Source organism: Sporosarcina sp. USHLN248 (genome assembly GCF_037144575.1).
In the GTDB taxonomy this organism is placed as follows: domain Bacteria; phylum Bacillota; class Bacilli; order Bacillales_A; family Planococcaceae; genus Sporosarcina; species Sporosarcina contaminans.
Genome location: NZ_JBBCZC010000018.1, coordinates 1 through 14,145 on the forward strand (window position 1 = coordinate 1; position 14,145 = coordinate 14,145).

Annotated in this window: 12 protein-coding genes; 7 read left to right on the forward strand and 5 right to left on the reverse strand. The window is 42.3% G+C overall.

What is annotated here, in order from left to right; translation table 11 throughout:
• Positions 1 to 284: 284 nt before the first annotated feature.
• Positions 285 to 497 carry a hypothetical protein gene (locus tag WFH04_RS08965; protein WP_336823713.1) on the reverse strand — a complete coding sequence of 71 codons (213 nt, stop codon included), beginning with the start codon at positions 495 to 497 and terminating at the stop codon, positions 285 to 287.
• 39 nt (positions 498 to 536) lie between these two features.
• Positions 537 to 1,244 (reverse strand): GAP family protein, encoded by a 708-nt coding sequence (locus tag WFH04_RS08970; RefSeq protein ID WP_336823714.1) that lies wholly within the window; start codon positions 1,242 to 1,244, stop codon positions 537 to 539.
• 89 nt (positions 1,245 to 1,333) lie between these two features.
• On the opposite strand from WFH04_RS08970, the gene WFH04_RS08975 reads away from it, so the two are divergent.
• Positions 1,334 to 1,927 carry a TetR/AcrR family transcriptional regulator gene (locus tag WFH04_RS08975; protein WP_336823715.1) on the forward strand — a complete coding sequence of 198 codons (594 nt, stop codon included), beginning with the start codon at positions 1,334 to 1,336 and terminating at the stop codon, positions 1,925 to 1,927.
• A gap of 199 nt (positions 1,928 to 2,126) precedes the next feature.
• Here the strand turns inward: WFH04_RS08975 and WFH04_RS08980 are convergent, their stop codons facing one another.
• The 3 genes from WFH04_RS08980 to WFH04_RS08990 all read right to left on the reverse strand — a co-directional run bounded on the left by WFH04_RS08980 (position 2,127) and on the right by WFH04_RS08990 (position 5,310).
• The gene (locus tag WFH04_RS08980) at positions 2,127 to 4,046 is read right to left on the reverse strand and encodes an ABC transporter permease (protein WP_336823716.1); all 1,920 of its coding nucleotides are present in this window, start codon (positions 4,044 to 4,046) and stop codon (positions 2,127 to 2,129) included.
• Entirely contained in the window at positions 4,033 to 4,818 is a 786-nt protein-coding gene (locus tag WFH04_RS08985; RefSeq protein WP_336823717.1) for an ABC transporter ATP-binding protein, read from the reverse strand. The genes WFH04_RS08980 and WFH04_RS08985 overlap by 14 nt, the downstream gene beginning before the upstream one ends.
• Before the next feature lie 237 nt (positions 4,819 to 5,055).
• Positions 5,056 to 5,310 carry an ATP-binding protein gene (locus WFH04_RS08990; RefSeq protein WP_336823718.1) on the reverse strand — a complete coding sequence of 85 codons (255 nt, stop codon included), beginning with the start codon at positions 5,308 to 5,310 and terminating at the stop codon, positions 5,056 to 5,058.
• 422 nt (positions 5,311 to 5,732) lie between these two features.
• Here WFH04_RS08990 and WFH04_RS08995 point away from each other — a divergent pair, with 422 nt between their 5' ends.
• The 6 genes from WFH04_RS08995 (at position 5,733) to WFH04_RS09020 (ending at position 14,062) form a co-directional block, all read left to right on the forward strand.
• On the forward strand, positions 5,733 to 7,304 hold the full coding sequence (locus tag WFH04_RS08995) for a PucR family transcriptional regulator (protein ID WP_336823719.1): 1,572 nt from the start codon (positions 5,733 to 5,735) through the stop codon (positions 7,302 to 7,304).
• Between the two features lie 1,857 nt (positions 7,305 to 9,161).
• Entirely contained in the window at positions 9,162 to 9,812 is a 651-nt protein-coding gene (locus WFH04_RS09000) for an aspartate/glutamate racemase family protein (protein WP_336823720.1), read from the forward strand.
• Positions 9,809 to 11,374: an OPT/YSL family transporter gene (locus WFH04_RS09005; protein WP_336823721.1), complete on the forward strand. Its 1,566-nt coding sequence runs from the start codon at positions 9,809 to 9,811 to the stop codon at positions 11,372 to 11,374. Before WFH04_RS09000 ends, WFH04_RS09005 begins: the two co-directional genes overlap by 4 nt.
• Before the next feature lie 13 nt (positions 11,375 to 11,387).
• A complete protein-coding gene (locus tag WFH04_RS09010) occupies positions 11,388 to 12,437 on the forward strand; it encodes an S-methyl thiohydantoin desulfurase family protein (protein ID WP_336823722.1) in 1,050 nt (349 codons plus the stop codon).
• Between the two features lie 15 nt (positions 12,438 to 12,452).
• Positions 12,453 to 13,391, forward strand: a complete 939-nt coding sequence (locus tag WFH04_RS09015; protein ID WP_336823723.1) for a DUF1177 domain-containing protein — start codon at positions 12,453 to 12,455, stop codon at positions 13,389 to 13,391.
• Entirely contained in the window at positions 13,391 to 14,062 is a 672-nt protein-coding gene (locus WFH04_RS09020; RefSeq protein ID WP_336823724.1) for an AroM family protein, read from the forward strand. Before WFH04_RS09015 ends, WFH04_RS09020 begins: the two co-directional genes overlap by 1 nt.
• Positions 14,063 to 14,145: the final 83 nt, after the last annotated feature.

Genomic DNA, 14,145 nt, shown 5'->3' on the forward strand with positions numbered 1-14,145 from the left:
AGCGTGCGCCTGGAACGGAAAGCGACGGTTGTCAGGGGTTCCCCATTTATTCTCCAACCAGAAAGGGACTATCACAGAAAATCAGTTTTCACTGACTTTCTGGACAGCCCCATTAAATTTCCCCATCAATATTTCACCTCATTAATTCAATATCTATTTTCATCGCATCCCCTTCCCAGTGTTTGACGTATTAATAGTTTGAATATAACATAAACGGAATATAACTACAAAGTTATATTCCGCCTAAATACAATTTTTTTAAAAAAACTTGAAGAGATAATCGGTTAGTCGTCTTTATCTTTTATTTTAAGAGAACCTACACCAATCATTGCACCTAATAGAATTAAAACGATACTGGCAATCATTTCATACCCTTGCAAAGCGTCAATGTAATTTACGAGAAACCAGCTTGGTCCGCCATTAGTTAATCGGTTTATGACGCCTCCAACTCCTTGAATAATTAGAAGCAGACTTACACCGCTTGCAATCTCTTTCATAACACTACATCCCCTTTCAAAAATTAATTGTTGAAGTCATTACAAAATTCCTCTAATGCCAATATTGAACAAAACCGCTCCAATAACTGCCACTGCCACTAATACAGAAGACAGCGGAGCTTTTACTAATTTCGTTCTTAGTTTTTCAAGCTTGCTTTGTATCCAACTTCTAAATAGTGTATAAATGATCAATAGTAAGATTGAAGGAAGCACCATAATTACGTTATATCCAAGTAAAATACTTATAGACAATGTCGTATTAAACGCTAAACCATCCATTAATAAGATCGAGTAAAAATACGGTAAAGCAGTGGCAAACTCGATTGCAAACACAATGATACCGAGTACAATCATCGCCTTTAAAGATACTTGTTTTGGTAACCGTTCCATAAATCGTGATTCCATTTCTTTCTTAGGCTTATAAAAACTAATCAGTACAAGGGCAGCGCCAAATATTGTATAAAACCAACTTGAAATTTGATTCTTGGTCATATTTTCTATAAAATCAAGAATCGGCCCAACTCCTAAGTAAATCAAGATTCCTATGATGAAATAGCAAAGTTGTGTCGATAATAAAAACATCATTAAACGCGATTTTAATTTTTCTTTTTGTACTAGTAGGATATAAGCTGTAATTGCCAATACACCGGGGCTTAAGACATCAATTAAAGCACAAAGCAATATAACGAGGAGTGCTGTTGTGAAATCTATGTTGGTAGGAATTAATGATTCAATGATTTCCAGCACGTGCACATCCCTCCATATTAATTTATTTCACACAGTGTGTTAAAATGATAATAACACAGTGTGCTAAAAAGAAGCAAGAGGTGATTTGAGTGCCGAAAATAGTAGATCATGATCACAAAAGGAAGATTATCGCTGAAACAGCTTGGAAAATTATTGAAACGGAAGGCATTGAAAAAGCATCGATCCGAAGAATTGCATCTGAAGCCGGAATGTCTACTGGAGCACTAAGACATTATTTTTCAAATCAAGATGAATTACTATTATTTATCATGGATTATTTTCTTGCTCGTGGGAAAGAACGGTCGGAGAATAAATCGTGGTCAAAAGACCCTCTAATTGCGGTACAGGAAACATTGTTAGAATTGGTTCCTGTGGATCAGGATAAACAAACTGAAACTAGCGTTTGGTTAGTTTTCGCCATTCGCTCACTTACAAGTGTAGCTTTGAACGCGAAAAAAGATGAACTAACTGAAGGAGAATATATTTTAATGGAAGCGCTGCTGGATATGTTGATAAAAGCAGGCTATATAAATAAAGACATAAATATTGAAATAGAAAAATTAAGGCTTTCGGTAATCATTGAGGGTTTATCCATACATGCTCTGTTACGACCGGATATATTTACAATTGAAAAAACAGAACAGATTATAGCACATCACTTAAATGAACTTTGCAAACAATAAACGATTTCGCTTTTTAAATAACCTCTGTGGAATGACCCGACAATGAATAGAAGTAGAATTCCACTATAAATTTTGTGAAAGTAAGGAGGACCCACCCTCCTATATAATGAAGGAGCACATACGTGCAAATTTATTATATAGGGGGTTGTCAAGAAAATGTTGGCGGTATCCCATATAACTTATCCCCCTTAAGTGATGGTTATGACATAGCGTTTTTTACAATGTTGCGGTAGTAGCCTATGGTAAACAGAGCGAATATAAAATAGATAACCGTGTAACTCGTCATGACGATGGATGCCGGAAACATGGTGTCCGACCGGATCATAAATGAAGCAGCTTTGATAGCAAAGATCGAATGCAGCATACCGATCGATAGAGGGAGAAGGAACACGATGGCCTGCTTTCGTATAATGCCTTTCATGATCATATTCACGTCAAATCCGAGCTGACGCAACGTCTTAAAGCTTTGCTTTTCCTGCTCGGCTTCGGTCATTTGCTTAAAGTACAAGATGCTGCCGGTAAAGATCAAAAAGACAAGTCCAAGGAAAGCTGCGATGAAAATGAGCAAGCCTGTCAGCTCCAGCACTTTTTTGTACTGCGCATAGTAATCATACTTTAATGGTTTGTCATTGTCGTATTTTACGTATATTGAGGAAGCTATTGCGAGCTCTTCCTTGTCCGGAATTTGATACGTATCAAAGTGAATTTTTTTATAATCAGGCGTACCGGCCATTTGTTCTGCAATTTTGTCCATCGTCGATTCTGACACTAACAGCTGACTGCCGGGAGCATTTAAATTCATGATGTTCCTTTCCCTCAATGTCCTCAATGTATACATAACGGTCTGTCCATGCTGCTCCAGCTCTATTTCGGTTGGATATCGCTTCGACTGCTCATCTAAGTCCCCGGCAAGTGAGGCCCCAGCATCGTACAAAATGGCTTCACCATCTGGCGGCACGTTGAGGTCTGCGCCTGTTTGTTTAAGCTGTTCGGCTGGAAGCCATAACAAACTTTCTTCAAACTTGTAGGATTCGTCATTCGGATCAAGGATGATGCCCATCGTCAGAACCGCTTCAACGACGTGGTGATTAACTTCGATGCCTTCCTTCTCCAGCTCTATCTTGAACGACAGCGCCTCCTGCGGATCGTTTTCAAACATAAAATCATAAGGGAGATCGCGACGGGTCTCGTGCTCTACGGAGTAGTAGAAGGTGTAAGCCATGGAAATCAGCGTGATGGTCATGGCCGACAACAACGTAATCAAGGCAAGTGAGTTGGCATTTGCTTTCGTATGGTGCATCAGCGGAGCTATCGACAGGCTGTTTGTTAAGCCTAAGTGTCCATCTTTACGTTTGCGGAACCGGTAAAAGCACCATCTGATCGTAACGTGAAACAATAAGTAAGTCCCTGTAACGATGGATCCGAGCATCAATAGTGCGTTGGGGAATAACTCTTTATCGATATGCCCCGATAATTTATAGCCGTATCCAATAAGCGCCAGACCGAGCAGGGCGAAAATAGCAGATGCCACCGCTTTAGGCTGCTTAGTGAGATCAGGCTGCTTGTCAGCTTGAAACAGATTCAGAAGGCTGCTGCGATAAACCGTCAGCATCATCTGAATGGAAGTGATGACGATGATGAGAAGATAGACCATCGCCGTTTTAAAAGCCGCTGGTACGGAGAAGCTGATGCCGACAATCTCTTCTAAGCCGAGCAGATTCAGCAAAATCAGGACGAACAGCCTTGAAATCAATGCGCCGCAAATGATCGCAGCAAGTAGTGCACCTAAGCCAAGCAGTATATTCTCGATTATTAGATATCGGGCTACCCAGCCTTTGGAAAGACCAATCAGCTGATATAGTCCGATTTCTCTACTGCGCCGACGCAGGAAAATGCCGTTGGCCGAGACGGTAAAGATCCCAACGATCACAATCAGCATGACTCCCGCAATTTGAAAGAAGACAACGCTCGTATTTGTCATATTCTGAACAGCCTGATCGTGCTGTAGTGAGGTGAAGACAAAATACAGGCTCATACTAAAGATCAGCGCAAAGAAGTACAAATAATAATGCTTCACATTTTGCCGCATGCTGCGAAGCGCTAATTCAAAAACTGTCAACATGGTCGCTCCCCAGTATAGCTTGCACGTCCAAAATTTCATTAAAGAAGGCAAGTCTTGTTTCATCGCCGTGGTACAGTTCGGAATAAATCTTCCCGTCTCTTAAAAACACAACACGGCTGCAATAGCTGGAGGCTACCGGATCATGGGTCACCATGACAACGGTGACGCCTCGCTGCTGATTCACCTTCTCCATCAAGTCCAGTAACGAGGAAGCGGATTTGGAATCCAGTGCACCGGTCGGTTCGTCCGCAAACACGATCGAAGGCTGGTGGATCAGAGCGCGCCCGGCAGCTGTCCGTTGTTTCTGGCCTCCTGATATTTCATGTGGATATTTGTGCGATAGTGCTTTAATGTCAAACACATCAGCGATGGCTGTGAACTCGCTTTTCGCTTTACGCTTGCTCATTTTGCTAAGGGAGATGGGCAGCAGTATATTTTCCTTCACTGTCAACGTGTCCAGTAGATTGTAATCCTGGAAAATGAATCCTAACTTGTTGCGACGAAAGGCGGAAAGCGCGTTATTACTCAGCTTAGAGATATCTTCGCCATCAATTAAAACCGTTCCGTCCGTTGTATGATCAATCGTGGCTAAGACGTTAAGCAATGTCGTCTTGCCTGAGCCGGAAGGGCCCATAATGCCGACAAATTCACTGCGGGTGACGTGTAAATCTATTCCTTTTAATACATGTTGTGTATTTCCTTTAGTACCAAATGTTTTGTGGACATTTCGTGCTTGTAAAACGGTTTCTCCTACATTCAACTGATTCATACGTACCTCCAAATCATAATTGTTGCTTGATGATAGCTTTATTATACGAGTGGATTTTCCGCTTGTCGTACGTTTTACATGACAATCTGGCAAGACAACATGACAAAATTGTCAGGTTCACTTTTCCACACCAAAAAACAGCCAGGAGCAATCCTGACTGCTTCATAGCTGGATATTACTCGCCCGCCACTCTTCGGACAGCTTCGAATGCGTTGGGATTAACGAAAATCATTCGCATCACTGTACCTTTCGTTTGACCACTTTGAGGGTAATTCCTAATTTATCTGCAACGGTTTTTGCAAGATCGAGCCCAAGTCCGTTCGCTGCGTTTTGAATCCTGCCGTTTTCGCCCGTGAAGCCTTTGTCAAAGATACGCGGCAATTCGTGCGGCTGTATTCCCGGTCCTTCATCGATGACATCCAAAAAGACTTGGCCTGTCTCCGTTACATCCGTCACGATCATAAGAGCCGTATTCGCAGGATTATATTTCACGGCATTCGTCAACAGTTGCCGAAGGATGAAGCGGCACCATTTTCGGTCTGTAAATTTACAGATAGATGAAAGAAGCAGTATTGCAGGGCAGCAATGTGTTGTTCTTTTGGCAGAGTATGCATGAATTTAGCATTGATTATCTTCTTGTAAGAGTAGAAAATGACATCTCCTTTGCTTGTTGATTCTGCCTAACGTTTTAAATACTGTTTGCTTCATGATTCACTATTCGTTTATAAAATAGTGAACCTGCCACTAAGTAAGGAATGGTAAAGACGAACCACCCCCTTTGACGCTCCTTTCCTCCATTCACACCTTTTAAAATTAGAATAAAATGGTAAACATTCCCCCTCTACAGCAGCATTGTAAAAAGTGCTATGATAGTAACAATATTTTTTTAGTAACGATGGAGAGGAGGCGGAGATTTGGATGTTCAAGAAGCCCTAAAGATAGGCGAGCTATCGAATAGTACGATTGTAGCCGGGCATGGAGGAGTTGGTCGACAGATTACCTCTATCGAAGTGATGGAGGTTCCTGAAGTGATTAGCTGGGTGACGCCGGGTATCCTCGTTATGACAACGTTTTATTCCATTCAGCATGATGAGCGGAAGCAAGTGGAGATTGTGCGGACGTTAATTGAGAAGGAAGCGGCCGGGATTGTAATTAAGTTGGGGCGTTTTGTTGATTCGATTCCGATTGATATGATTGCGATTGCAAATGAGAAGGATTTTCCGATTATCATTATTCCGAAAAGTGTTTCATATATCAATGTGCTCACCCCGTTATATGAGAAGCTTTATGAAGAAAAACAGCTATTGGAAAGTGAGAACAATCCTTTTTCTGAATTGGAGTCCAAAAGCTACGCTTCCCTTTCGGAAGCATTGGATGAGCTTAATGATATCGTTGGCAGCCCTGTTTATATAGAGGATATGGAAGGGGCGCTCATGTATTCTTCAAAAAATTTTCTTCCGAACGGCTGGAGAAAATCCAATGCTCTTTTCTCAAAGCCAGAATATCCTTCCTACGCTGAAGTGATCGATGAGTGGAAGACGAGTCTATTGACGAAGGACCGGACGCTTCTTAAAATTGAAGGCTTCCGTGATTGTCTTATTTTGCCGCTCGTCTCCAATCAGCAAGTTTTTGCTACGATTCACATTCCATATGTTGAAAGGCTCCATTCGATTCACATGTCGTCCAGTCAATTGAAGAAGTTGATGGCGAAGCTGATTGAACTGTTCATGAATGAGCAGTTGTATTTGCAGAAAAAGCGGATTGAACATTTGGAGCGTTTGGAGGAGTTTTCGTCTCGCGATGACGATGAAGTGGAATACTTTGTTATACGTTTTCAAGCGAATTGGACTGAGAAACTGTTCTCATCTTCTCCTTATTTAATTGATCCTTCTTGCCTCGTCTTAAAAGAACTGCATAGCTTGTTAGATCCATTAACGGATCGTTCAATCATTGTCTTTGAGAAGTATTACCACTTCTATGCAGTTGTCCAGTGTTCATCCGACGAGTATTCGATCATACTTGACCAGCTAAGGGAACGAATGAACGAGAAATACGAAGATCTGTACGTTGTGGCAGGGCCACTGTTGGGGCATAGTCGATTGTTGGACGATGCGCTCCGTTTAGTTGATAAAACAATGGAGATCGGCCGTAAATTACGGAAGGAAGAGACGTTTTATACGTACGATAAATTAGGGATTTATGAAATCTTGATCGGGCTAACGTCGGACGAGCATGTGCAAAGCTATGCCGATACATTGCTAAGCCCTCTATTGCAAAGCACTCATAAGGATTTATTGGATACGCTTCAAATGTATTTGAAAGAGAACGGCAATGTGACGAAGACATCTGAAAAACTGTTCATCCATCGACGAACGCTTACGTATCGGCTGCAGAAGATAGAGGAATTGTTAAATGTGAATATGGATGATGCGGAGAGCAGGTTTATCCTTCATTTCTGTTTGAAAATCAAACAATTATCAGGATGAATGCTTGTGTGTGTCAATACATGAAGATGTTTAAAAGGGCGATGAGAAGAGTGACGATCTTCTTATCGGCTTTTTTATTTATAGGGGGTGTGATTATGCGGAATTTTAGAGGTTTTACGCGCCTTGGGGGGAGTTATGCGAATTTGTAGCTGTTTATGAGTTTGGTGGAAAATTTGTGCGTTTCTGTAGCAGTTTATGCGTCTGAGGAAATCCTTATGCGTTTTTGTAGCTGTTTATGAGTTTGGTGGAAAATTTATGCGTTTCTGTAGCAGTTTATGAGTATGGAGGAATCCTTATGCGCTTTTGTAGCAGTTTATGAGTTTAGAGAAAATCTTATGCGTTTCTGTAGCATTTTTTGCGTATGAGGAAATCCTTATGCGTTTCTGTAGCATTTTATGCGTTCGGTGGAAAACTTATGCGTTTCTGTAGCATTTTATGAGTTTGGTGGAAACCTTCTGCGTTTCTGTAGCATTTTATGAGTTCGGTGGAAAACTTATGCGTTTCTGAAGCTGTTAATGAGTTTGGTGGAAACCTTCTGCGTTTCTGTAGTAGTTTATGAGTTCGGTGGAAACCTTCTGCGTTTCTGTAGCAGTTTATGCGTATGGGGAAATCCTTATGTGTTTCTGTAGCAATTTATGCGTATTAGGAAAACTTGTGCGTTTCTGAAGCTGTTTATGAGTTCGGAGGAATTCTTATGCGTTCTTGTAGCAGTTTATGAGTTTAGAGAAAATCTTATGCGTTTCTGGAGCATTTTATGCGTAAGAGGAAATCCTTCTGCGTTTCTGAAGCTGTTTATGAGTTCGGAGGAATTCTTATGCGTTTTCGTAGCTGTTTATGAGTTCGGACGAAAACTTCTGCGTTTCTGTAGCAGTTTATGAGTTTGTAGGAAAACCTTCTGCGTTTCTGTAGCAGTTTATGCGTATGGGGAAATCTTTCTGCGCTTCTATAGCAATTTATGCGTATGTAGGAAACCTTCTGCGTTTCTGGAGCAATTTATGCGTAAGAGGAAATCCTTATGTGTTTATGGAGCAATTTATGCGTATTAGGAAAACTTGTGCGTTTCTGAAGCTGTTTATGAGTTCGGAGGAATTCTTATGCGTTTTTGTAGCTGTTTATGAGTTCGGACGAAAACTTATGCGTTTCTGTAGCAGTTTATGAGTTTGTAGGAAAACCTTATGCGTTTCTGTAGCAGTTTATGCGTATGGAAATCTTTTTGCGCTTCTATGGCAATTTCTGCGTATATAGGAAACCTTCTGCGTTTCTGGAGCAATTTTTGCGTAAGAGGAAATCCTTATGTGTTTCTGTAGCAATTTATGCGTATTAGGAAAACTTGTGCGTTTCTGAAGCTGTTTATGAGTTCGGAGGAATTCTTATGCGTTTTTGTAGCTGTTTATGAGTTCGGACGAAAACTTCTGCGTTTCTGTAGCAGTTTATGAGTTTGTAGGAAAACCTTCTGCGTTTCTGTAGCAGTTTATGCGTATGGGGAAATCTTTCTGCGCTTCTATAGCAATTTATGCGTATGTAGGAAACCTTCTGCGTTTCTGGAGCAATTTATGCGTAAGAGGAAATCCTTATGTGTTTCTGTAGCAATTTATGCGTATGGAAGAATCCTTATGCGTTTTTTATAGCTGTTTATGCGTATGTAGGAAACCTTCTGCATGTGGATCGGAAGTTTTCATGGATGTATGCTTTTGAAGGTTTTATTTAGCGACTAATAAATCGCTTGAATCGATATTTATTTTCTATTAGGTCTTGATGAAAGAAAAAATGTGCAAAAAAGTGAGTGGAGCTTTTCACATTTCTTGCATTTCGAAGAATAGTTTAAATATTTATAATCAGTTGAAAGGGGTGGTTGAAATGTTAGGAATCATTCGAGTGCTTACTACAGATGACGATCGTGTGTTGCTCGAACATGGAAAACGAATGTGGGAAACCCATCAAATTGAGACTGTTACAAAATGTATTGAAGACCAACCAAACGGTATTTATGATCATGAGTCGGAAATGATGGCCATTCCTAAAATCATTGCTCTCGCCGAAGCGCTTATGCAACGGGATGAGATTGATGCGATCACAATTAGTTGTGCAGCCGACCCCGGACTTGAAGAATTACGGAGTTTGACTGATTTTCCAATTTTAGGTGCAGGTGCTTGTGGAGCCAAGGCGGCTTGTCTTGTTGGGCAACGAGTCGCGGTTATTGGCATTACGGATCAAATCCCATTATCGATTAAAAAGGGCTTGGAGGATCAATTCCATTCGTATCGCTATGACCCAATGCTACGAAAAACAACGGATTTACTTTCGCCAGATGCGAAAGAGAAGCTGCTTGCGATTGCTCAGGATGCGATTGCTGACGGGGCGGATGTTATTTTATTCGCTTGCACAGGGTTCTCCACAATTAAGTTGAAGGACTATTTGGTTACACAGATAACGATTCCTGTAATTGATTTAGTGGAAGCGCAAGCTACAGTATACGAACTCATAAGAAGAGAGGAGGAGATCGGATGAATACGAAAACATTTGATTTTCCATTCATACTATTTTCAATCATCATATCCGTATTTGGTGCAATTATCGGTATGCAGCTAATTACGTCTTTAGGAATTACGCCGAACACGTCCATTATCGGGGCATTGATTGCAATGCTAATTGCTCGGATTCCGATGAAGATGTTTTACAAATACCGCTCGGTTGAAAACCAAAACTTAGTTCAAACATCGATTTCAGCTGCAACGTTTGGTGCGGCGAACAGTTTGTTAATCCCGATCGGTATTCCTTTTGTTATGGGAATGCCAGAACTGATTGTTCCAATGTTAATTGGTTCGGGAATGGCTCTATTGGTCGATGTTTTCATCCTTTATAAAGTATTTGATTCTAAGTTGTTTTCTGCAGATGAAACATGGCCGCCTGGCGTTGCGACAGCGGAGGCACTAAAGGCAGGAGATGAGGGTGGATCGAAAGCTAAATTCCTTGGTATCGGGATTGCAGGTGGGCTTGTCGGTTCGTATTTTGGCATTGCAATGTCGGCATTCGGTGTCGCCTTCATCGGAAACATTTGGGCTTTGCTCATGTTCGGGATCGGTTTGTTGCTACGAGGCTACTCTGATACCTTGTTCGGTGTTGACTTAAATGCGTATTACATTCCCCACGGCATGATGATCGGGGCAGGAACTGTTGCTTTATTGCAATTCATTTTAGTGCTTGTGAAATCGAAGAAAGTAAAGAATCCCAACGCTCAAGAGGGAGAACATATCAATTCTCGCACGGATAGCGATATTAAGAAAGGGTTTGGGATTGGTTTTGTTCTTTATCTGTTAGCGGCCGCTATTTTAGCAGTTATTGGTGGAATCATTGGCGACATGTCCTTGTTGCAAATTATCTTATTTGTTGTGTTTGCAGCATTTGCGGCACTTGTCAGTGAGATTATTGTCGGGATTGCTGCTATGCATTCCGGCTGGTTTCCAGCATTTGCTGTTACGCTCATTTCGTTGCTCATCGGAATGATGCTTGGCTTCCCGCCTGTTGCTTTAGCGTTGTTAACCGGTTTTACAGCTGCAACAGGACCGGCGTTTGCAGATTTAGGTTATGACTTTAAATCCGGTGTGATTTTACGGAAAGGCCAAAAGACAGCGATGGAACTGTATGGCCGGAAACAGCAATTGAAAAGTTCATTGATCGGTTTTGGAGTCGCCATTGCAATGGTTACGTTATTCCATAATTCCTTTTTCTCGCAAGACTTAGTTCCTCCTGTCGATCATGTGTATGCTGCAACGATTGACAGTGGATTGAGTGGAAACATCGGCATGCTGTTGCTGTTATGGGCGATTCCTGGAGCGATCATTCAGTTGATTGGTGGACCTAAGCGCCAGATGGGAATTTTGTTTGCGACTGGGCTTTTAATTGTTAACCCGATTGCTGGATGGGCTGTTATCGTAGGGATTCTAATTCGTTTCATCGTTTTGAAGGTGAAAGGACAGGAAGCGGAAAATGCGATGTATACAATGGCTGCCGGATTTATCGCTGGAGATGCAATTTACAGCTTCTTCACTTCTTTATGGAAAGTGAAATAATGGAGGTTCTATGATGACAAAACGAAGATTGACGAAGGAAGATGCAAAGAAAGCCGTTTATGGCGGCTGTATATTAGGCGGGGGAGGAGGTGGCTGGATTCAAGATGGCCTTGCAAAGACTGAGGAGGCCTTTGCAATTGGAGCCCCCGAACTAATTACAGTAGACGAACTACAGGATACAGATTATGTGGCATGTGTCTCACTTGTTGGAGCCCCATCTGCGAAGGAAGCGTATACAGATCGTCGTCAACTCGTTTCAACTGTGCAACGGATGCAAAAGGAATTTAATCGACCGATCCAAGCGTTGATGACAAATGAAAATGGAGCGGCAACGACGGTTAATGGGTGGCTTCAAGCCGCTGCAACGGGACTTCCGTTCCTCGATGCACCGTGTAATGGACGAGCGCATCCGACCGGTTCCATGGGTTCCTTGAATTTGTCGGAAGTCGAAGGGTATGAATCCATCCAAGCTTTCGCAGGTGGAAAAGGGCCAATGGAAGTAGAAGGGGTAGTGACTGGTACGCTTGATATTTCTTCCAATACAGTTCGTTCCGTTTCTGTCGAGGCAGGTGGTATGGTTGCCGTTTGCCGAAATCCCGTGTCTGTCGAGTATGTGAAGGAACATGCTGCTGTCGGAGGAATTACACAAGCAATCGAATTAGGGGATGTTTTCTTCTCTGTTCCTGAAGGACCGGAACGAATTGAAGCGGTTGCATCCCACTTGCATGGCCGCGTCATTCATTCTGGAACGATTAGCAGCTTTGAATTGAAGGCGATCAAAGGGTTTGATGTAGGATTTGTTCAAGTCGATGGTTTGGAGCTAACATTTTGGAACGAATATATGACAGCCGAAATGAACGGAGAACGGAAAGGGACGTTTCCTGATCTCATCATGACATTCGACGCGGAAACCGGCATGCCTCTAGTAAGTGCGGAGCTAAAAGAAGGTCTTGCAATCGCTGTCATTTCCGTTCCGAAAGAATACTTGAAACTAAGCTCTACGATGTCCAATAAGAAATTGCTACAAGCAATTGAACCAATAGTAAATAAAAGTATTATTTGAAAAGGATGATGAACAATGTCGTTAAAATATACAATGGAAGTTATGGAATTGTTAGATGACGTCAATGCAAACGGAGAATCCGTAGTCCGTCTATTCGATGGTTTTGAGCATTGTACAGCAACTTACGAAACAGTTTCGGGACAAAAAGGTTCTACCGACTTTGTAAAAATTGTCATTAAAGGGACGGAAGGCAAGTTAAATGGTGGAGACGCGCGTACATTGGGTATTGTCGGCCGTTTAGGTGGATTAGGTGCCCGCCCGCAACGTATCGGCTTTGTATCGGACGGTGACGGAGCTGCTGCAGCGGTAGCCATCGCATTGAAACTTGCCAACATGTCTGTCAAAGGAGATCGGTTGCCTGGAGATGTGATTGTTACGACTCATATTTGCCCGACTGCTCCTACGCAGCCACATGAGCCGGTTGATTTCATGGGATCGCCAGTTGATATTTTAACGATGAATCAATATGAAGTCGTTCCTGAAATGGACGCAGTCGTTTCCATTGATACAACGAAAGGGAATCGTGTGTTTAATCATCGTGGCATTGCCCTTTCTCCAACAGTGAAATCAGGGTATGTCTTGAAATTCGCTGACGAATTGCTGCGCATTATGGAAATGACGACGGGTGATCTTCCGGTGACATTTACAGTAACAACCCAAGATATTACACCGTATGGCAACGATGTCTATCATATTAATAGTATTCTTCAACCTGCCGTGGCGACAGATGCTCCCGTAGTAGGGGTAGCCATTACGGCAAAAACAGCTGTACCAGGAAGCGGTACCGGTGCAAGTCATGAAGTGGATATTGCCCAAGCAGTTCGATTCTCAATTGAAATTGCGAAAGAGTTTACAAGAGGTCAAATCGAATTCTATGACGCGGAAGAATTCGAGCGTTTGGAAAAACTGTATGGCTCCATGAAGCATTTGCAAACATTAGGGAACAATGCGTAATGGGTAGTAAAAGCGTAGGCATTTTGACCATTGGACAATCTCCGCGCACAGATGTAACACCATCGATCGAAGCGATTCTTGGTCATCGTGTGTCCATTGTCGAGAGCGGTGGTTTAGACAGCCTGACCAACGAAACCGTACATTCTATTGAACCAGATGAATGGGATACAACGTATATTTCAAGGATGCGTGACGGGAAATCCGTCAAAATTGGCAAGAGCAAATTACTGCCATTATTGCAAGCGGAGATGAGTGCGCTTGAGGAGACAGTTGATATTGTGCTAATGCTTTGCACTGGAGACTTTCCGACGTTGCAAGCGAAAAAGCCGATTGTCTATCCTGACAAAATTTTAAATCATATCGTTCGTGCACTTCTGCCTTCAGGATCTCTTGGACTTATCATTCCACTTGAAGAGCAGCGAGAGTCATTGCTTTCGAAATGGCAACAGGAAGGGTTAAAGATATTTACCGAGGTTGCTTCGCCATACGAGAAAAGCGACATTGCTGGAGCAGCCCGTGCATTACAGAAGCAAGGCGCCGACATAGTTGTGTTGGATTGTATGGGGTACAATGAACAACATAAATCAGAGGCTGTTAAGGGAAGCGGTCTGCCAGTCCTTCTACCTCGCACACTCGTAGCCCGGATCATTGCCGAGTATGTCGCTGAATAAGGCACTAGTCGAACGATAAATCGTAGCAAAACAGTTAGGACGCCATTAGACGCGAGAATCGCGATAAGTCCTGCTGTTTTGCT

Coding starts and splice junctions, on each gene's coding strand:
- WFH04_RS08965 (WP_336823713.1), bottom strand. CDS start 497: ATGAAAGAGATTGCAAGCGGTGTAAGTCTGCTTCTAATTATTCAAGGA.
- WFH04_RS08985 (WP_336823717.1), bottom strand. CDS start 4,818: ATGAATCAGTTGAATGTAGGAGAAACCGTTTTACAAGCACGAAATGTC.
- WFH04_RS09000 (WP_336823720.1), top strand. CDS start 9,162: ATGTTAGGAATCATTCGAGTGCTTACTACAGATGACGATCGTGTGTTG.
- WFH04_RS09005 (WP_336823721.1), top strand. CDS start 9,809: ATGAATACGAAAACATTTGATTTTCCATTCATACTATTTTCAATCATC.
- WFH04_RS09010 (WP_336823722.1), top strand. CDS start 11,388: ATGACAAAACGAAGATTGACGAAGGAAGATGCAAAGAAAGCCGTTTAT.
- WFH04_RS09015 (WP_336823723.1), top strand. CDS start 12,453: ATGTCGTTAAAATATACAATGGAAGTTATGGAATTGTTAGATGACGTC.
- WFH04_RS09020 (WP_336823724.1), top strand. CDS start 13,391: ATGGGTAGTAAAAGCGTAGGCATTTTGACCATTGGACAATCTCCGCGC.